General features: G+C 64.9%; 15 protein-coding genes. 5 read left to right on the top strand and 10 right to left on the bottom strand.

The genetic code is table 11. The features are described from left to right. From RRX38_RS15630 to RRX38_RS15640, 3 genes are all read right to left on the bottom strand, one after another. Positions 1 to 375 (bottom strand): helicase, encoded by a 375-nt coding sequence (locus tag RRX38_RS15630; RefSeq protein WP_315959844.1) that lies wholly within the window; start codon positions 373 to 375, stop codon positions 1 to 3. A gap of 136 nt (positions 376 to 511) precedes the next feature. After that, entirely contained in the window at positions 512 to 952 is a 441-nt protein-coding gene (locus RRX38_RS15635; RefSeq protein ID WP_315959845.1) for a hypothetical protein, read from the bottom strand. Between the two features lie 222 nt (positions 953 to 1174). Then, entirely contained in the window at positions 1175 to 1447 is a 273-nt protein-coding gene (locus RRX38_RS15640; RefSeq protein ID WP_295476722.1) for an HU family DNA-binding protein, read from the bottom strand. Positions 1448 to 1780: 333 nt separating this feature from the next. Here RRX38_RS15640 and RRX38_RS15645 point away from each other — a divergent pair, with 333 nt between their 5' ends. The 5 genes from RRX38_RS15645 to RRX38_RS15665 all read left to right on the top strand — a co-directional run bounded on the left by RRX38_RS15645 (position 1781) and on the right by RRX38_RS15665 (position 6884). Beyond that, complete coding sequence (locus RRX38_RS15645; RefSeq protein WP_315959846.1) at positions 1781 to 2356, top strand: chorismate--pyruvate lyase family protein; 576 nt, start codon at positions 1781 to 1783, stop codon at positions 2354 to 2356. Further along, positions 2356 to 3246: a 4-hydroxybenzoate octaprenyltransferase gene (ubiA, locus tag RRX38_RS15650; protein ID WP_315959847.1), complete on the top strand. Its 891-nt coding sequence runs from the start codon at positions 2356 to 2358 to the stop codon at positions 3244 to 3246. Before RRX38_RS15645 ends, ubiA begins: the two co-directional genes overlap by 1 nt. A gap of 113 nt (positions 3247 to 3359) precedes the next feature. Next, on the top strand, positions 3360 to 4049 hold the full coding sequence (phoB, locus tag RRX38_RS15655) for a phosphate regulon transcriptional regulator PhoB (RefSeq protein ID WP_295476725.1): 690 nt from the start codon (positions 3360 to 3362) through the stop codon (positions 4047 to 4049). Between the two features lie 106 nt (positions 4050 to 4155). Next, positions 4156 to 5418, top strand: a complete 1263-nt coding sequence (gene phoR / locus RRX38_RS15660) for a phosphate regulon sensor histidine kinase PhoR (protein WP_410524910.1) — start codon at positions 4156 to 4158, stop codon at positions 5416 to 5418. Positions 5419 to 5543: 125 nt separating this feature from the next. Continuing rightward, positions 5544 to 6884 carry a hemolysin family protein gene (locus tag RRX38_RS15665; protein ID WP_295476727.1) on the top strand — a complete coding sequence of 447 codons (1341 nt, stop codon included), beginning with the start codon at positions 5544 to 5546 and terminating at the stop codon, positions 6882 to 6884. 56 nt (positions 6885 to 6940) lie between these two features. Here the strand turns inward: RRX38_RS15665 and RRX38_RS15670 are convergent, their stop codons facing one another. The 7 genes from RRX38_RS15670 to RRX38_RS15700 all read right to left on the bottom strand — a co-directional run bounded on the left by RRX38_RS15670 (position 6941) and on the right by RRX38_RS15700 (position 20103). Next, a complete protein-coding gene (locus RRX38_RS15670; protein ID WP_315959848.1) occupies positions 6941 to 7843 on the bottom strand; it encodes a M23 family metallopeptidase in 903 nt (300 codons plus the stop codon). Between the two features lie 129 nt (positions 7844 to 7972). Continuing rightward, the gene (locus tag RRX38_RS15675; RefSeq protein WP_315959849.1) at positions 7973 to 13156 is read right to left on the bottom strand and encodes a deaminase domain-containing protein; all 5184 of its coding nucleotides are present in this window, start codon (positions 13154 to 13156) and stop codon (positions 7973 to 7975) included. Between the two features lie 139 nt (positions 13157 to 13295). Next, the gene (locus tag RRX38_RS15680; RefSeq protein WP_315959850.1) at positions 13296 to 14198 is read right to left on the bottom strand and encodes a response regulator; all 903 of its coding nucleotides are present in this window, start codon (positions 14196 to 14198) and stop codon (positions 13296 to 13298) included. Positions 14199 to 14438: 240 nt separating this feature from the next. Next, complete coding sequence (gene phoU / locus RRX38_RS15685) at positions 14439 to 15200, bottom strand: phosphate signaling complex protein PhoU (RefSeq protein ID WP_315959851.1); 762 nt, start codon at positions 15198 to 15200, stop codon at positions 14439 to 14441. Between the two features lie 68 nt (positions 15201 to 15268). Continuing rightward, positions 15269 to 16102 carry a phosphate ABC transporter ATP-binding protein PstB gene (gene pstB / locus RRX38_RS15690; protein WP_295476732.1) on the bottom strand — a complete coding sequence of 278 codons (834 nt, stop codon included), beginning with the start codon at positions 16100 to 16102 and terminating at the stop codon, positions 15269 to 15271. Between the two features lie 55 nt (positions 16103 to 16157). Continuing rightward, the gene (gene pstA / locus RRX38_RS15695; protein ID WP_410524911.1) at positions 16158 to 17774 is read right to left on the bottom strand and encodes a phosphate ABC transporter permease PstA; all 1617 of its coding nucleotides are present in this window, start codon (positions 17772 to 17774) and stop codon (positions 16158 to 16160) included. A gap of 67 nt (positions 17775 to 17841) precedes the next feature. After that, positions 17842 to 20103 carry an ABC transporter permease subunit gene (locus RRX38_RS15700; RefSeq protein WP_315959852.1) on the bottom strand — a complete coding sequence of 754 codons (2262 nt, stop codon included), beginning with the start codon at positions 20101 to 20103 and terminating at the stop codon, positions 17842 to 17844. Between the last annotated feature and the right edge of the window lie 84 nt (positions 20104 to 20187).

Here is a 20187-nt window from a genome sequence, read left to right on the forward strand (position 1 = left end):
TCAGCCCTTCTTCCTGGGCTTGAGGTAACGGGTCAGGTCCTGGAACCAGATGACCAGCGCAGGGTTGCCCTTGATCTGGATGTCCTTGTTCTGGATGCCCTGCATGAAGGCCAGCTGCTTGTTGGTCGCCTGCAGCGTGGCGAATCCGTAGGCCGCGTCCTTGAAGGCGATGGCGAAGGCCGGCGCCTCTACCATCCCGGCGACACTGCGCACACGTTGTTCATGCACGATGTAATGCCGGGCGATCTTGCCATCGGCGGTCTGCAGCTGGAACGTCAGCGCCTTGTCGGCCAATTGCTGCTGGAACTCGGGATTGTTGCGGCTGGCGCGCACCATCAGCAGGCCCAGCGCCCAGAGAAGAAAACGAAATTTCATGCACGCCGCCTCGGCAGGGATCCAGTGGACAGGAGGGCGGGGAGTGTAGCCGTTCGGTGCATGATTTTCCCGCACGTCAGCGTGCCGAAGAGCACCCCGGTCGGCCCATGCCCAGACCGACCGGGGCGCGAACCGATCAGCGAATGCCGTTGATCGTGCCCTTGTTGCCCATGACCTTCACGTCGACCTTCTTGAAGATGAAGTAGTCCTGCACTTTCACCTCATAGCGTGGCGCAACGATCAGGTCGGCACCGGAGGCCTTGACCGCCTTGTAGGCCGCCGCCGCCTTGGTGGTGGACACCGGATCCGGCAGGCCCAACGCCAGGCCGCCAGCGGCAGAACCGCCATAGGCCACCCCGTCGGCGTACTGATTGTCCGCGCCCAGGGTCAGGAAGTTGAACAGCACGTTGGTCGAGGATTCGCCGGAGATCGGCCCGCCCACGCTGACATCGGCTTTCAGGTCGGCCTGCACGTTACCGGACAGTGGCGCCGACGGCTGGCTGACGTTGTAGCTGACGCAGCCGCTGGTGGTGGCGATCAGGGCCGCGAGGGCGGCGGGCATCCATGGTTTTTTCATTGGTCGTCCCAGAAAAAGGCAGTTGTTGTGAAGTACAGCGGCGCGCACTTTACGGGGACAAGTTCGATAAAAAAGTCAGGAAAATCTGCGAAAGAAACCGGGGCCTTACTCTTATGCGTAGGAGTTTTCCTAAGCCGTCGTAAACCCTGCACAACGAAAAAGCCCCCTGCAAAGGGGGCTTGGGGTACGCGCCGTGCTGGCCGGGCCCAAGGGCCTGCGGGGTCAGTTCACGGAGTCTTTCAGTGCCTTGCCTGGCTTGAAGGATACGGTGTTGCTCGCCTTGATCTTCACCGGCTCACCGGTCTGCGGGTTCTTGCCGGTACGGGCGCCGCGGTGACGTTGCAGGAACGTGCCGAAGCCGACCAGGGTCACGCTGTCCTTGCGGTGCAGGGCGCCGGTAATTTCTTCGAGAATGGCGTTGAGAACGCGGGTGGACTGGTCTTTGGTGAGGTCCGCTTTTTCGGCGATGGCTGCTGCTAGATCTGGTTTGCGCATGTACTAAGCCTCTTGTACGGTTTTTTGTTTTTATGTCCCGCAGCGCTCTGTGTCGAGCGTCAGCAGGTACCGTCGCGGCTCCACGCGACGGCAGTCGAACAGCAGAATGGCATGCCAAAAACGCCCGCGCCAGTGGGAGCAAGATGAATCTGCGAAGAAAAACCGGCGCCTGTCGACAAAACGACCGTTTTATTCCGAAACCGACGTGCGGCGGGTCTATTCCGTGCCTGACAGCGGTGTTTTCATAACCTGAGGGTATGTCCTGAGACGCAACCGGGCCCGCGGGCGGCATGTTAAGCTCGGCGCCTCGAAAACTGCCGCCAATGGCTTACCGTGACCCAGCACACCCCTTCAGCTGCCGACGCCTCGTGGCTCGCCCGCGAGCAGCTCGATACTCTGCCCACCGCCCAGGTACTCGACTGGCTGTTCAACCAGGACTCCCTGACCCGCCGCCTGACCCGCCTGTCGCATGACCGTTTCAGTGTCGTGCCCTCGGCCGAAGGCTGGCAGCCCCTGCGTGATGACGAGTGCAGCGCGCTGGACCTGCCGCCGGGCAGCGAAGGCTGGGTGCGCGAGGTGTATCTGCTGGGGCAGGACGAACCCTGGGTCTTCGCGCGCAGCGTGGCCGGTCGTGAGGCCCTGCGCGACAGCGGCCTGCACATGGATGCACTGGGCACCCGCTCACTGGGCGAGCTGCTGTTCAGCAACCCGGCGTTCGACCGCGGTGCCCTGCGCGTGCGCCGCTACCCGGCCCAGTGGCTGCCGGTCCAGGCGCGTACCGAAGGGCTCTGGGCACGGCGCTCGCGGTTCAGCCGTGGCACGCTGGGCATTCTGGTGGCCGAGGTTTTCCTGCCTGCTTTCTGGGTCGCCCTGAACGCTGCTGATCTGAACAACGAGGAACCGAGCTGATGTACCTGTCGCTGCTCAAATCCCTGAACCGCCTCAACCCGCGTGCCTGGGACTTCATCCAGCTGACCCGGATCGACAAGCCGATCGGTGTCTACCTGCTGCTGTGGCCGACGCTCTGGGCGCTGTGGGTCGCCGGCAACGGCCATCCATCGCTGGCCAACGTGCTGATCTTCGTCGTCGGCGTGTTCCTCATGCGCGCCGCCGGCTGCGTGATCAACGACTTCGCCGACCGCAAGGTCGACGGCCACGTCAAACGCACCCAGCAGCGCCCGCTGGCCAGCGGCAAGGTCAGCAGCCGCGAGGCGCTGGTGCTGTTCGCCGTCCTGGTGGCGCTCAGCTTCCTGCTGGTGCTGCTGACCAACGCCACCACCATCTGGCTGTCGTTCGGTGGCCTGGCCCTGGCCGCCTGCTACCCGTTCATGAAGCGCTACACCTATTACCCACAGGTGGTGCTGGGAGCGGCGTTCTCCTGGGGCATGCCGATGGCCTTCACCGCCGAGACCGGCACGGTGCCTGCGGCTGCCTGGCTTCTCTATATTGCCAACCTGCTGTGGACAGTGGCCTACGACACCTACTACGCCATGGTCGACCGCGACGACGACCTGCGTATCGGCGTGAAGTCCACCGCCGTGCTGTTCGGCGATGCCGACCGCACCATCATCCTGACCCTGCAGGCCCTGGCCCTCGGCTGCCTGCTGCTGGCCGGCAGCCAGTTCAAGCTGGGCCTGCCCTTCCACTTGGGGCTGCTGGCGGCGGCCGCCTGTTTCGCCTGGCAGTGGCACAGCACCCGGGAGCGTGACCGCGACGCCTGCTTCAAGGCATTCCTGCACAACCACTGGGCGGGGATGGCGATTTTCCTCGGTATCGTTGCCGACTATCTGCTGCGCTGAATCCAGGCCGGCCGGGCAAGCACCAGCCCGGCGCGATGGACAGATGTCACACGACTGCAATAATTCCGTTATCTAATGCGCCCCAAGACAGTTAAATGACAAGAGGTTCAAGCATGGTTGGCAGGAGCATTCTGATCGTTGACGACGAAGCGCCCATCCGCGAGATGATCGCCGTTGCATTGGAAATGGCCGGCTATGAATGCCTCGAAGCCGAGAACTCGCAGCAGGCGCACGCGATCATCATCGACCGCAAGCCCGACCTGATCCTGCTCGACTGGATGCTGCCCGGCACCTCGGGTATCGAACTGGCGCGCCGCCTCAAGCGCGACGAGCTGACCGGCAACATCCCGATCATCATGCTCACCGCCAAGGGCGAAGAGGACAACAAGATCCAGGGCCTGGAAGTCGGTGCCGACGACTACATCACCAAGCCCTTCTCGCCACGTGAGCTGGTCGCCCGTCTCAAGGCCGTGCTGCGCCGCACCGGCCCCACGGAGGGCGAGGCGCCCATCGAAGTCGGCGGGCTGCTGCTTGACCCGATCAGCCACCGTGTCACCATCGACGGCAAGCCGGCAGAAATGGGTCCTACCGAGTACCGCCTGCTGCAATTCTTCATGACCCATCAGGAACGCGCCTACACCCGTGGCCAGCTGCTGGACCAGGTGTGGGGCGGCAACGTGTATGTCGAAGAGCGCACCGTGGACGTGCACATCCGCCGCCTGCGCAAGGCCTTGGGCGATGCCTATGAAAACCTGGTACAGACTGTACGCGGCACCGGCTACCGCTTCTCCACCAAGAGCTGAAGCCCCACGCCCAGAATTTGCCGTACAGACAAGGATGTACCTTTAATTGAACCCGAACTGGCACGGCACCCTGATCCGCCACCTGTTGCTGCTGGTCACCGCCTGCATGCTGGTGGGGCTGGTCAGCGGCGAGTACGGCTGGAGCCTGTCGATCGGGCTGGGCCTGTACCTGGCCTGGACGCTCAAGCAACTGTTGCGCCTGCATGCCTGGCTGAGCAGCCACAAGGCCGATGAGCCGCCGCCCGACGGTTACGGCCTGTGGGGCGACGTGTTCGACAGCATCTACCACCTGCAACGCCGCGACCAGCGCGTGCGCGGCCGCCTGCAGGCGGTCATCGACCGCGTCCAGGAGTCCACCGCCGCGCTGCGCGACGCGGTGATCATGCTCGATGCCGACGGCAACCTGGAATGGTGGAACCGCGCTGCGGAAACCCTGCTGGGCCTGAAGACCCCCCAGGACGGCGGCCAGCCGGTCACCAACCTGGTGCGCCATCCGCGCTTCAAGGAATACTTCGCCCAGGGCAACTTCGCCGAGCCGCTGGAAATTCCCTCGCCCAGCAACGACCGCATCCGCATCCAGATGCTGATTACCCGCTACGGCAACAACGAGCACCTGATGCTGGTGCGCGACGTGACCCGCATCCACCAGCTGGAACAGATGCGCAAGGATTTCGTGGCCAACGTGTCCCACGAACTGCGCACGCCCCTGACGGTGATCTTCGGCTATCTGGAAACGCTGCTGGACAACAGCGAGGACGTCAATCCGCGCTGGGTGCGGGCGCTGCAGCAGATGCACCAACAGGGCAGTCGCATGCAGACCCTGCTCAACGACCTGCTGCTGCTGGCCAAGCTGGAAGCCACCGACTACCCCTCCGACAGCCAGCCGGTGCCGGTCGGCGCGCTGCTCCAGACCATCGCCAACGACGCCCAGGCGCTGTCGGCCGACAAGGCGCACAACATCCTGCTCAGCATCGACAGCGACATGGGCCTCAAAGGCAGCGAGACCGAGCTGCGCAGCGCTTTCTCCAACCTGATCTTCAACGCCGTGAAGTACACCCCGGCCGGTGGCGAGATCCGCATCCGCTGGTGGACCGACACGCGCGGCGCCCACCTGAGCGTGCAGGACTCGGGCATCGGCATCGAGGCCAAGCACCTGCCGCGCCTGACCGAGCGCTTCTATCGCGTCGACACCAGCCGCGCCTCCAACACCGGCGGCACCGGCCTGGGCCTGGCGATCGTCAAGCACGTGCTGCTGCGCCACCGTGGCACCCTGGAAATCAACAGCGTGCTGGGCAAGGGCAGTGTATTCGTCTGCCATTTCTCTGCCGTGCAAATGGCCGACCCGGACGACGACTTCGACGAACTCTGACCCATGACGGCCTGTCCCTATGCAAGCTGGCGCGCAATCGTTACATTGCGTTTCTCATGGCCTTGCATTCGCTGTGGTCAATGGCCAACCCTCTTCAGATAAAACGGAAACCGTAATTCCCCATCATGGACCCTTCCCCTGGTATCGACCTGGCTTCACTGTTCGCCGATTTCGGCATGATTCTCTTCGCTTTCCTGCTGGTGCTGCTCAATGGCTTCTTCGTTGCCGCCGAGTTCGCCATGGTCAAGCTGCGCTCGACCCGGGTCGAGGCGATCGCCGACCAGCATGGCTGGCGGGGGCGCATCCTGCGCACCGTACACGGGCAACTGGACGCCTACCTCTCGGCCTGCCAGCTGGGCATTACCCTGGCTTCGCTGGGCCTGGGCTGGGTCGGTGAGCCCGCCTTCGCTCACCTGCTCGAACCGCTGCTGGGCGCCGCAGGCGTCGACAGCCCGGAAATCATCAAGGGCGTGTCGTTCTTCACCGCGTTCTTCATCATTTCCTACCTGCACATCGTGGTCGGCGAGCTGGCGCCCAAGTCCTGGGCGATCCGCAAGCCCGAGCTGCTGTCGCTGTGGACCGCCGTGCCGCTGTACCTGTTCTACTGGCTGATGTACCCGGCCATCTACCTGCTCAACGCCAGCGCCAACACCATCCTGCGCATCGCCGGGCAAGGCGAGCCGGGCCCGCACCACGAACACAGCTACAGCCGCGACGAACTGAAACTGATCCTGCACTCCAGCCGCGGCCAGGACCCCAGCGACCAGGGCATGCGCGTGCTGGCCTCGGCGGTGGAAATGGGCGAGCTGGAAGTGGTCGACTGGGCCAACTCCCGGGAAGACATGGTCTCACTGGACTTCCATGCACCGCTCAAGGAAATCCTGGCGCAGTTCCGCCGTCACAAGTTCAGCCGCTACCCGGTGTACGACGCCGAACGTGGCGAGTTCGTCGGCCTGCTGCACATCAAGGACCTGCTGCTGGAACTGGCCGAACTCGACCACATTCCCGAGCTGTTCAACCTCGCCGACCTGATCCGCCCACTGGAGCGCGTGTCCCGGCACATGCCGCTGGCGCGTCTGCTGGAGCAGTTCCGTCAGGGCAGCGCGCACTTCGCCCTGGTCGAAGAGGCCGACGGCAAGGTCATCGGCTACCTGACCATGGAAGACGTGCTGGAAGTGCTGGTCGGTGACATTCAGGACGAGCACCGCAAGGTCGAACGCGGCATCCTCGCCTACCAGCCCGGCAAGCTGCTGGTGCGTGGCGACACGCCACTGTTCAAGATCGAACGCCTGCTGGGCATCGACCTCGACCATATCGAAGCCGAGACCCTCGCCGGGTTGATCTATGAATCGCTCAAGCGGGTTCCCGAAGAAGAAGAACAGATGGAGTTCGAAGGCCTGCGTATCATCATCAAGAAAATGAAAGGCCCGAAGATCGTCCTGGCCAAGGTCCTCAAGCTGGACTAAACCCAGGTTCACCTGCAGGAGCGGCCGAAGCCGCTCCTGCAGGTTGAACAACCCGCCTAATTGCCGCCCACGGCGAAGTTCGGCAGGCTCTGTATCGGCTGGTTGAACTCGTACGGAATCGACACCAGTTCCTGCCCGACATTGCGCTGTACCACGAAGTGCAGGTGCGGGCCGGTGCTGTTGCCGGTATTGCCCGAACGCCCCAGGGCGCTGCCGACGCTGACTTTCTGCCCTTCCCGGACCACCACCGAACCCCGCATCAGGTGCAGATACACGCCCATGGTGCCGTCGTCGTGAAGAATCCTCACGAAATTGCCCGAAGGGTTCGAGCCCCGGCCGCTCTGGCTGTTCTCCACCTTGATCACCGTGCCGCCGCGCGCGGCAATGATCGGCGTGCCTTCGGGCATGGCGATGTCCATGGCGTAACGCCCCTTGGGATCGGTATGGCTGTACTTGCCGCCTGGCCCCTGGGTCAGGCGGAACGGCCCGCCCACCCACGGCAGGGGGTACTTGTAGGCCAGCGCCTGGCCGACCGGTGAACCCAGCGTGGCATTCAGCTTGGCGCTGTAGAGCATCGGCTGGCCTGGCTGGCGGGGGCTCAGCACCAGCAGCCGCTCGTGACTGCGTGCCGGCACGGTGCGACGCAGTGTCGTGGCGCTGCCCGGTACGCCCAGCACGTTCTTCAGCCCGCTCAAGCGCAGTTCGACTTCCACGGGAGCGTACAGGTCGTTGCGCACGTAAAGGCTGTGTACGCCGTCGTCCTTGCGCACATCCAGGCGCACCTGGCGTTCGATGTGCTCGACCATCCTGTCACGGAACACCACCACCGACGCCCCAGGGGTGGGCCGGTCACTGAACGACACCACGCCGTCGGCATTGGTGGACTTGTAGATGGTGGTCGCCAAGGCGGCCTGGCAAGCCAGCGACAGGGCACAAAAGATCAGCAAGCGGTCGAGCATGGGGCGCATCGGGTCAGTTGGCGATGGGCCCCAAGCCTAGCAGTGTTGCCCGGCGATGGGCATGCAAGGTTGTCAATCGACGCCCGCCACACCGTCAATAACCACACGCCACCGCCCTGCCCGCCGCGCTCAGGAAAGCGCGTAGTCCTTGAGGTAGCTGACCGAGAACAGCGCGTCAGGGAAGTCCAGCTTGAGCCGCGGCAGGACGAAACCACCGCAGGAGCGGCAGGTGTCGAGCACGGTGAAGACCTTGATGTGGGTCAGCGGCATACCCGCCAGGTCTTCTTTCAAGACGGTTGCGATCAGCCGCTCGGAATCGAGCTGGCGACCGAACTCGCGGACCAGCAGACGATTGGCATCCCTGACCACCGGCAGGCTGGTGAACGACGGATCTGGCTCACGCCCCAGCATGCGGGCCCGGGCGTCGCGAAAGATGACGCCATCGAGCACTCGCTCGGTGCTGCCCGGTACATCCAGCTGCAGCTTTAGATCGCGTGCGCGCTCGCCGCCCGACAAGGCGTAGTAGACGATGCGCTGCCCCGCTTCGGTATGCACCTGGACGAACGACAGATTGGCCCCTTTGATCTGCTTGAGAATGTTCTGCGCGGCCCTGGGTGTCTGCACCGTGTTGAGGTCCAGCACCTCCCAGCGGGCCTTGGAACCCTGCACCGGCAGCAGATGATTGAGCACCTCGACGATGTGCTGCTGCTCGGGCAGGCTGCGCTCGGCGACCCTCTTGAAGTCGGGAATGCTGCGTTTGGCCAGTTCCACGAACTGTTTCTGCATGGCCTCACCCGAGAGGATATTCGCCGCGTAGTGCAGCAACTCGTTGGGGCGTTTCTGTGCCACGCACCACGCGGCGTACTGTTCATAGCGGGTGATCGACTCGCCCCAGGCGAGGTTCCACGCTGGCCGTTCGGACGCATCGAGCAGATCGAACAGCAGCCGGGCGATATTTTCCTGGTCCTGCAGCGCACTTGGGCGCTCGCGCACCACCCGGTACTGCTCCGACAGACGAATGAATTCGTTGATTTCATCCGCCTCGGTGGCTCGCGAAAACGCCAGTTCCAGGCGAGCATCGTCGGGCACCGCAGCCTTGTAGAACACCCCCGTGTCGGGCTCGACGAAAATCCATGACGCCCCGGAAAATTCCAGGCGCATCCCGCGCAAGGTACGCGCATCCTCGACGCCGGAGGCGATGGGCCCCAGCTCGATGACCGGCAGCGCTTCGTAGATGAACGCCGCGTCGTCGACCCGGTAGTTCTCCGGCAGGCCCAGAATTCCGTCCCCGGCCAACTGACCTGCGAGCGTCTGCCGGTATACCGGCGCATCGGGCAGCGCCAGCAGGGCGCGCTCGACTTCGGTCAGGGCGACGACCGCCTTGCCCTGCGCAGGCGCTGCCGAGGTCGTCGCCAGCGGCGGCGCATCGGCCCACTGGCAGAACTTGCCTTCATGAACGAACACGTCCAGGTGGCGTGCCACATCACCCTCACCGACCGTCATCCTGGCCAGGCTGAACACGCGCGCGGCCATTGCCTGGCTGGGGTACTTGCCGGTGCGTTTCGGTGACACCGAGCCCTCGGCGATCGGGGCCGGCTCGGGCGTGGCCAGCCTGACGCCGCTGGCACAGGGCACTGGCACCAGGTCGCGGCGTACCCGGCAAAGGTTCTCGGTCTCTTGCAGCAGATCTGCCGTTGGCGAGAGCGGCGTGACCGACAACTGGCGCAGGGCCGCATCCTCTGCCGTACTTTCCAGGTGATAGACCTCACCGTCGACCTGCAGGTCGAACACGCCCTCTTCACGCTCGATGACGTGTACCCGGCAGCCCTCGGCAATGCGCAACTCACGCACACCTTCGGCCGTGGAAGTCACCGGCACCACCTTGGGATAGCGCCCCACCTCGATCCCCGTTGCCGCCAAAGTCTGCGCCAACTCCAGCGCCGGTGCGCGTGTCACCAGCGCCAGTGGCGGGCCAAAGGCGCGTTGCGTGGACGGATCGCGCAAGCGGAAGTCCGGCACCTCGGGCGTGCCCACATCCTGCACGGCCACGCCGATCTGCCCATCCAGCTGGGCATAGCCATTCGCGTTCGTTGCCGTGCCGACGCTATCGTCCAGCAAGCGAAAGCGCCCCTGCTCCAGCAAGCCGGCCGCCGCCGGCCAGCCGCGCTCGCCCAGCAGCGTGCGCAGGGCGGGAACCCGTTCCAGCAGCCTGGCCTGGCCCAGCCGGCCCACCAGCACCGCCACCTTGCCCAGGTCACGCACGGCGAACACCGCGCTCTGCTCGGCCAGCCCCTTCACCAATTGGCCCAAGGCCTGACCGGTCAAGCGGGTGAGCGACAGCACGCTCAGCTCACCCGCCTTCATCACGATACGCACCGTCGACGCAGCGAATTGCCCGACGGGAATCAGGGCAAAGGCGACATCCAGCGCACAGCCGACGATCACCCCGGCCGAGTGCTCACCCTGAGCCAAGTCCTCGATGCAGCCATAGAACGGAATGATCAGCCGCGCGGCCAGCTCGGCGTACTCACGCTCTCTGGCCCACTGCGCCTCCCAGCCCGTGGCATGCTCGTGCGCAGCCTGGCTCTGCTCCAGAAAACGGGCGAGCAGATGCCGGGCGGCGGCCTGGGCCAACACGGCCAGCTTCTGTGCGTCGGTGCCGTCGGATGCGTAGACACACTCGCTGGCCGGAACCAGAGTGCCGTGCCGAGGTTGATGCCAGCTCAGCGAGGAGCGCGAAGGCGTCCCCTGCAGGTAGGCGTCGCTGTCCATGGCCAGCAAGGGCGTCACCCGCGCCTGCGCCACTTGCCTGGCGTGGCGCTCCTGCTCCTCGACGGTCTCCACGATGTTGCCGCTCAGTTGCGTCTCGGCCTCGACCTGGTAGACAAAGCGCTGTTCGACCTGGCGGATCACTCCCGCCGCAGGAATCAGCTCGATGAACACTTCGTCCACCGCATGTTCATTGAAGTCGCTACGGTGGTCGCCGCGCTGACAGCGCAGGAACAGCCCCTGGGCGCCCTCTTCCCCGGCGAAGCTCACCCGGCTCAACTCGCAGGTGGACGCCAGCAAGGTATTGCGCAAAGCCGGGCCGGCCTCGTTGAGCAAGCGCGCCACGACACGTGCCTGGGCGCTTACCAGCGACTCGCGGAAGGTCTTGAACGCTTGGGCCCAGGCTTGCGGCACAGTGGGCTCACCGGCTTTGTACGCCTCGCCCATCATGACCATCTCCAGGACCGTCGCCGCCGGCCGTCCGAATGCCAGCAGTCGGTCCAGATCGTAGCTGCCGGCCAGGCTAAAACCGTGCTCCTGCAATACCGGCCAATGGTCGACCTTGATCGCCTGGGCCCAGAGCCATTGGGGAACCCCGGCGGCCGTCAGCATGCGTTGCGCCAGTTGCCGGCGATCCGGCGGCTTGCGGCCCAGCAGGTCGCTCAGCTCCTGGGCGTGCTGTGCCTGCTGGGCCTGAAGGTACTCCAGCGCCTGGCGAACCTGCGTGGCACTGGCCCGCAGAAGGTCGTCGGCATCCGGCCAGTCGATGGCCCCGTGCGCGGCGGCATAGCGCAAGGCCGGAATACTCAGGGTCCTGACCCACAGCGCGTGCAGGGCCGGGTCTGGAGATTGGGAAAGGTCTGCGCTCAGCCTGATGACCTCGTCGAAGGCCGCCCCCGCGTGCCCCCCCACCTGCAAGGCTTGCAGCAACGCCACGCCATGGCTCAGAGCCACGCTTTGCAAGGCGCGGCCAAACGGCAAGTGCTCGGGCACGTCACTGACCAGCAGCTCCGGCAGCGCTTCGCGCAGCACCAGGTAATGCAGCAGGTCCACGGCGGCAGCCGTCGCGGCGGGCTGGCGAGCGCGAATGTCATCATGGATGCGACGGCGCAATGTTGCGTGGCTGTGGTCGAGGGTCCACGCCCCGCGCAGTGTGTCGACCAAGGCGTGAGGAAAGGCCGCCGTGGCGCCAAGAAAGCCTTCGATGATGGCCCGCCCGGCCAGCGCCTGGGTCACTCGCGGTGCTGCCGGCTCATCGGCCTGGTCGCCATACCAGCCCAAGGCGCCGAGCATGGGGGCGAAGAATGCAGCGAACTGGGAGGTCAAGGCCAGGGCCTGCCAGGCCGTCTGCGCCTCCATGCCCAGCGTATTGCCTTCCCCACCAGCCAAGCGCAGCGAGTCGAGCCCGAGCTGGCGAAACACCTCATCGACATCGCTCACGACGCTCCAGCGGTGCCAGGGCGGAAGCAGCACATCGAAGGCCGCTGAGCCTGGCATGCCCCCCAGCGGCTCGACACTTTCGGCCAGGCCCGGCCCTGCGAGCACGGCCGCCAGCGCCATGGCCTGGGTCGGGCTCAGGTTCGCGTGCCTCTGGCGCAAGACAGTCGCCAGGGACAAGCCTCGCCGCCCCGGCGACCGGCTGGCGGCCGCCTGCGCTTCGGCCAGCCAGGGTCGTCCATCCGGATTCAGCGTGTGCTCCGCCAGTTTGCGGAAGAACACTGCCCGCCCAGTGTCAGACAAAGGCGTCAGCGGATCGGGCAGCAAGCCTTGGCACGTGACGCCTCGTTGCGCCAGGGCCGTGACGCAACGCACCAGCCATTGCCCCGTGGCCGTGCCATGCAAACGCGCATCAAGCGCCTCTGCCAAGGCCTGGTCATGGCTTTTCCCCGCCGGCAGCCAGGCGGCCTGTCCAGGCCCCAGGGTCACGAGGGTGTCCAGTGCCGGCTCATCCTCCGCCAGCCCCTGATACAGCAACTGCCCGGTTCCCAAGGTCACCCAGGCCTGCGCCGTCAGGTAGCGAGCGCCGCGCTTGAGCGGCACCATCCAGGCGCGCAGCACCTCGGGTACCGGCGTCAGCAGCTCGCCCAACAGCGGATAGTCCTCAGCGAGGTCGGCACTGCGCCGCGCCGCAACGCCATACAAGAAGTCTTCCAGTTGCTCATGCGCAGCGGCGTCACTGGCCGGCGGCAGGTTGAGCCAGGCCAGCCGGGCCAGGAATTGATGCACCTGCCAGACCGTGACTTCGGCCTGCGCAACGCCCATGACCTCGGCATACAGCTGCCGCACCCCATCCCCCTGGTAGAGCCTGGTCAAGTACAAGGCCGGCTGGGCAGGGTCGCCGGTAAAGATGTCGTCACCCAGAAGATGGCCGAGCACCAGGCGAACGATGCGAAAGTGATCCTCTGCACGTACTTGCAGCACGCCGGCATAGCGCTCGGCGGGCACCGGGCGCTGTACCACACCCAAGGCGAGATCGATGGCCAGGAACAACTGGCCCGTGGGGAAGGTGCTGATATTGCGGGGTTGAAGCAAGGTAGGGTTCACGCTGGACTCCCGTCATCGGATAAGACGGAGCCCACGCAATCGAACAGCGCGCGGCGAAGCTAGCAGGAATTACCGACACCGGAGATCGGAAAAGTCAGCGCCCCGATGCTGCGCATGCACCGGGGCGGGACGGGCGCCGTCAGGCGCCGGGGACGAAGTGCTTCTGCGCAGTGCCGCGGGCGATCAGGCGCGACAGGTAGTCGAGCTTCTTGGCGTCCTGGTCGACGAAGCGGAAGGTCACCTGCAGCCACTCGCTGTCGGGCTTCTGCTCGAAGGCGACGATGGCGTGGACATAGCCGTTCAGGCGTGCGACTTCGTTGTCTTCACCCTGCTCCAGGTCCAGCACCGCACTGTCCAGGATCTGGGGCAGCACGTCGCCGCGGCGCACCACCAGCAGGCCTTCCTTGAGGGTCAGGGCCTTGATGACACACGACTGGCTGCCGTTGGGCAGGCGCAGTTGCCCCTGGCCACGGCCAGCGGGCTGCTGGCTGGGGGCCTGAGCCGCGGCACGGGCAGGCTGCGGCGCAGCAGGCGCGGCCGCTGGCGCCGCCGGGCGCACGACCTCGGCCTTGCCACCGGTCAGGGCACTGAGCGAGTCGTTGAGCGCCATGTTCATGCGACTCGGGGCACCGGCACTGGACATCACGGCATCGAGCTTGCCGACCTTGGCCAGGGCTTTCTTGACCTTGGTGAGCAGTTGCTCGTTGGTGAACGGTTTGCCGACGAAGTCCGACACACCCGCCTGGATCGCCTGCACGACGTTTTCCTTGTCGCCACGGCTGGTCACCATGATGAACGGTACGGTCTTGAGCGGGCCTTCCTGCTGACGGCACCAGGCCAGCAGCTCCAGGCCGGACATCTCGGGCATTTCCCAATCGCAAAGAATCAGGTCGAAGGATTCACGGGCGAGCATCACCTGCGCCTTGCGCCCGTTCACGGCTTCTTCGGTATGGATGCCGGGGAAGTAGTTGCGCAGCCCTTTTCTTACCAAGTCGCGAATGAAAGTCGCGTCATCCACAACCAATACACTGACTTTACTCATCGACGCTCCTGCGGGCGTGTTCACCTTGTCGGGTGAACCGCGTTATGCCAACACGCCCCTTTGTTTCCCCAAGCATATCGTTGACCTGTGGCCAACTGCCAGATTGTTGGGCAGCGTCTCGCTCACTTTCTGGCGGACGGCTGCATATCAGGGCCTGATGCTGGCGTCCTGTGAGCCGCGCAGCCCTGGCACTGCAACGCAAAACGCCCAGCGTGCGCTGGGCGTTTCTGGCAGGCAAACTTATTTATCGTCAGCCGCGTCCGGAACATTAGCACTTTCGTTGGCATACCCCTGAACTTCTTCACGCATGCGCTTGAGGCCCATGTGCCGCACGTCGGTGCCGCGCACCAGGTAGATGACCAGTTCCGAGATATTGCGCGCGTGGTCACCGATGCGCTCCAGCGAGCGCAGCACCCAGATCACGTTCAGCACGCGGGAGATCGAGCGCGGGTCTTCCATCATGTAGGTCGCCAGCTCACGCAGGGCGGTCTTGTACTCGCGGTCGATGGTCTTGTCGTACTGGGCCACCGACAGCGCCAGCTCAGGATCGAAGCGGGCGAAGGAATCCAGGGCGTCACGCACCATGTTGCGCACCTGGTCGCCGATATGACGGACCTCGACGTAACCGCGCGGGGCTTCGCCTTCTTCGCACAGCTGGATGGCGCGGCGGGCGATCTTGGTGGCTTCGTCACCGATGCGCTCCAGGTCGATCACCGACTTGGAGATGCTGATGATCAGACGCAGGTCGGAAGCGGCTGGCTGGCGACGCGCCAGGATGCGCAGGCACTCCTCGTCGATGTTGCGCTCCATCTGGTTGATGCGCTCGTCCACTTCGCGCACACGCTGGGCCAGGCCGGAGTCGGCTTCGATCAACGCGGTGACCGCATCGTTGACCTGCTTCTCGACCAGGCCGCCCATTTCGAGCAGGTGGCTGCGCACGTCTTCGAGTTCGACGTTGAACTGTTGGGAGATGTGATGCGTAAGGCTGTCTTTGTGGATCATGCTGGGTGTCCTTGGAACGTCCGGTGGATGCGAAAACGCACGCTGTTTCAAGACTGACGAAGTACCCGCTAGCCGTAACGGCCGGTGATGTAGTCTTCGGTCTGCTTCTTTGCCGGATTGGTGAACAACGTGTCCGTATCACCGAATTCGACGAGTTTGCCCATGTACATGAAAGCGGTGTAGTCGGAGACCCGCGCCGCCTGCTGCATGTTGTGAGTGACGATCACAATGGTGTATTTGGATTTCAGTTCGTAGATCAGCTCCTCGACTTTGAGGGTGGAAATCGGGTCGAGCGCCGAGCACGGCTCGTCGAGCAGCAGCACTTCGGGCTCCACGGCGATGGTGCGGGCGATCACCAGACGCTGCTGCTGACCACCGGACAAGCCCAGGGCCGACTCGTGCAGGCGGTCCTTGACCTCATCCCACAGCGCCGCACCGCGCAGCGCCCACTCCACCGCTTCGTCGAGCAGGCGCTTCTTGTTGATCCCCTGGATACGCAGGCCGTAGACGACGTTCTCGTAGACGGTCTTGGGGAACGGGTTGGGCTTCTGGAACACCATGCCCACGCGGCGGCGCAACTCGGCGACTTCTTCGCCCTTGCTGTAGATGTCGTGGCCGTCGAGCTTGATGCTGCCCTCGACCCGGCAATCGTCGACCAGGTCGTTCATGCGGTTGAAGGTGCGCAGCAGGGTCGACTTGCCGCAGCCGGACGGGCCGATGAACGACGTCACCTTCTGCCGCGGAATATCCAGGCCGATGTCGAACAGCGCCTGCTTCTTGCCATAGAACAGGTTCAGGCCCGCCACTTCGAACGCCACATGGTCGTGCGCCAGGGGCGCGGCGTCTCGGCTGCGCCGCGAAGCGTTGGAGGGGGCGCCCCGGCCCGGGCTGTCGTGTTGCATGTAGGGCTCCTGATGGAACGATAGGTTTCGTCGAACCGCGCAATGCACGGCGAACTCAGTTATCCAGCGCCTTGTACTTCTCGCGCAGGTGGTTGCGAATGGCGACGGCAGACAGGTTGAGCAAGGCGATCACCAGCACCAGCAGCAAGGCCGAGGCATAGACCAGCGGTCGCGCCGCCTCGACGTTGGGGCTCTGGAAACCGACGTCGTAGATATGGAAGCCCAGGTGCATGATCTTCTGGTCCAGATGCAGGTAAGGGTAGTTGCCGTCCAGCGGCAACGACGGCGCCATCTTCACCACGCCCACCAGCATCAGCGGCGCCACCTCGCCAGCGGCGCGCGCCACGGCAAGAATCAGGCCGGTCATGATCGCCGGGCTGGCCATCGGCAGAACGATCTTCCACAGGGTCTCGGCCTTGGTCGCGCCCAACGCCAGCGAACCTTCGCGCAGGCTCAGGGGAATGCGCGACAGGCCCTCCTCGGTGGCGACGATCACCACCGGCACGGCGAGCAGCGCCAGGGTCAAGGACGCCCACAACAGGCCCGGCGTGCCGAAGGTCGGGGCTGGCAAAGACTCGGCGAAGAACAGCCGGTCCAGCGAACCACCCAGCACGTAGACGAAGAAGCCCAGGCCGAACACGCCGTAGACGATGGCCGGCACCCCGGCCAGGTTGTTCACCGCGATGCGGATCAGCCGGGTCACCGGCCCCTGGCGGGCGTACTCGCGCAGGTACACGGCGGCCAGCACACCGAAGGGCGTGACCACGATGGCCATGATCATGGTCATCATCACCGTGCCGAAAATCGCCGGGAACACGCCGCCTTCGGTATTGGCTTCGCGAGGATCCTCGCTGAGGAACTCCCACAGTTTCTTGAAGTAGAACGCGGTCTTGGCCATGACCCCCATGGTGTTGGGCTGGTAGGCGTGCAGCACTTTGCCCAGGCTGATCTCGGTTACCCGGCCCTCGGCGTCCTTGGCAGTCAGGCTGTCGCGGTCGAGGTCCTGGCGCAACTGGGCGAGGCGCCCTTCGATACCCGAATAGCGGGCCTGCAGCTCGGCACGCTCGACGGCCAGGTCGGCCTGCGCCTCGGCGTCCGGACCGCCCGCCATTTCCAGACGGCGGGTCTTCAGGCGCAGGCGCTCCAGGCCGTGGTTGATCGATACGATGTCCTGTTTTTCCAGCTGGTGCAGTTGCCCGGCCAGCTCCCGGACCCGCTGCAGGCGTTCACGCAGTTGCGGCCAGGCTGCCTCGCCGACGGCCACCACCCGGCCGTTCTCCTTGATGTTGAGCAGGTAGCCGTAGAAGTTGCCCCACTCGCGGCGTTCCAGGGTCATCAGCTCGGCAGGCTCGCTGCGCTGGCTCAACCATTCACTGACCACCCAGGTGAAGTCACTGCGGGTCAGGTCGCGGTTGCCGACCTTGAACAGCTCGCGGCTGAGGAATTCCGAACCCTGCGCAGCCACCGGCAACCCGGCGTCGAGCAGCCGCGCGCGGGGCACCTGTTCGCTGTCCACCCGTTCGCCGATCAGCACATGGGGCGCCTGCCCCGGCACGGTGTACTGCGCGCGCACCAGGTCGGCCGGCCAGAAGTGCCCCAGGCCACGTACGGCGAGAATCGCCAGCAGGCCGATGGTCAGGATCACGGCGATCGACACCGCGCCGGCACTCATCCAGACGCCGGGGGCGCCGCTCTTGATCCATCCGTTGAGGGAGTTGCGTTTCACCGGTAGCGACTCCCTAGAGCGATGAGTATTTCTTGCGCAGGCGCTGACGGATCAGCTCTGCGAGGGTATTCATGGCGAAGGTGAACACCAGCAGCACCAGCGCGGCCAGGAACAGCACGCGATAGTGGCTGCCGCCCACCTCCGACTCAGGCATCTCTACGGCGACGTTGGCCGCCAGGGTGCGCATGCCTTCGAACAGACTCATGTCCATGATCGGCGTGTTGCCGGTGGCCATCAGCACGATCATGGTTTCGCCCACGGCCCGCCCCATGCCGATCATCAGCGCCGAGAACAGCCCCGGGCTGGCAGTCAGCAGTACCACGCGGGTCAGGGTCTGCCATGGCGTGGCGCCCAGGGCCAGCGAGCCCAGGCTCAGGCTGCGCGGTACACCGAAGATGGCATCCTCGGCGATCGAATAGATGTTGGGGATCACCGCGAAGCCCATGGCCAGACCGACCACCAGGGCGTTGCGCTGGTCATAGGTGATGCCCAGGTCGTGCTCGATCCAGGTGCGCATGTCACCGTCGAACAGCCAGCTCTCCAGGTGCGGACTCATGCCCAGCGCCAGCCAGCCGACGCCCAGCACCACCGGCACCAGCAGTGCGGCCTCCCAGCCCTCGGGCACACGCAGCCGCAGGTTGGCGGGCAAGCGACTCCACAGGTAGCCGGCCAGCAGGATGCCGATCGGCACCAGCACCAGCAGACTGAACATACCGGGCAGGTTGGCTTCCAGGTACGGCGCCAGGAACAGTCCGGCGAAGAAGCCGAGGATCACCGTCGGCATGGCTTCCATCAGCTCGATGACCGGCTTGACCTTGCGGCGCATCACCGGAGCCATGAAGTAGGCGGTATAGATGGCGGCGGCGATGGCCAGGGGAGCGGCCAGCAGCATGGCGTAGAACGCCGCCTTGAGGGTGCCGAAGGTCAGCGGCGCCAGGCTCAGCTTGGGTTCGTAGTCGGCATTCGACGCCGTGGACTGCCACACGTACTGCGGCTCGTCGTAGCTCTCGTACCAGACCTTCTCCCACAGGGAACTCCAGGAGATCTCCGGGTGTGGATTGTCCAGGCTCAGCGCTTGCAGGGTGCCCTGGCTTTCGATCAGCAGACGGTTGGCCCGCGGCGACAGGGTCATCAGCCCCGGCCCCTGAGTGATCTGTTCGACCAGCAGGGTGCGGTGCGCCGTGCTGTGAAACACTCCCAGCCGCCCTTCGGCGTCCATCGCCACGAAGCCCTTGCGACGCTGCTCGGCGCGGATCTGCACGATGGGCGCATCGTCCAGATGGAAATCGCGAATACGCGTGAAGCGCGGCTCGCCGTCGGTGTCGCGCACCATGAACCACTGGCTGATGCCGCCCTGGGAGTCGCCGAACAACAGGGAGATACCGCCCACCAGCTGGGTGGCGAAGGTGATCTCGGCGTTGGCGTTCTCCAACAGCTTGTAGCGACCGTTGAGGGTGCGGTCCAGCAGGCTGAATACGTCGGCCTGGGCGCGCCCGTTGACCACGTAGAGCCATTGCTGGCGTGGGTCGATGAACAGCCCCTTCACTTCAGCGGAAAGTTGCGGCAGCTCGATAAGGCTCTGCTGGCGGGTCACGCTGCCGGTCTGCGGGTCTTCACCCAGCTCCACGGCCAGGACATGCAGCTGGGTACCGGTGGCGCCGGCCAGGCGCAAGTGGCTGCCACTCAGGCTCAGGGTCACTTGGTCGATGGCCCGCCCCGCTTCATCGAGGGTCAGGGGCTGCTGGCCGACCGGCCAGGCAATCGCCGGTGTGATGGTCTTGCGGTTGCCCGGATAGCTCACCTCGTAGGCATGGCGGAACGCCAGGACCTGGCCGTTGGACAGACCCACGGCAATCAGCGGCGTACCGGGCTGGTCCTTGCCGATGGCGGTGATCCGCACACCGGGCGGCAACGGCAGGTCGACACGCTTGAGTTCGTTGCCGGTGTCGATATCGAAGAAGATCGCCTGGCCTTGCTCGGAAACCCGCAGACCGACCTGGTTCTGCTCTTCGATGCTGATCATCAGCGGTCGACCAGCGTCCTTCAGCCAGGCAGGCGTCAGCGGCGCATCGGCCTTGAGGCTGGCGCCCTTGAACAACGGCGCCACCACCCAGGCCAGGTAGAAGAAGATCAGGGTAATGGCGAACAGCACCGCCATGCCGCCCACCCCGACATACCAGCGGGTCAGCCGATCCTTGAGTGCCCGGACGCGTCGCTTGCGCTGCATCGCGGGTGTATTGAAGTCAATGCCTTCGGGAGCGGAACTACGATTCATCGGATCCTGGGTCGACTCGTTCTGTGTGCAACCGGTCGGACAACGCGCAATGCCTGAACGGCTTGCGCACCTCCATATAAAAAA

The sequence above is a fragment of the Pseudomonas sp. DTU_2021_1001937_2_SI_NGA_ILE_001 genome, assembly GCF_032463525.1.
Classification (GTDB): Bacteria; Pseudomonadota; Gammaproteobacteria; order Pseudomonadales; family Pseudomonadaceae; genus Aquipseudomonas.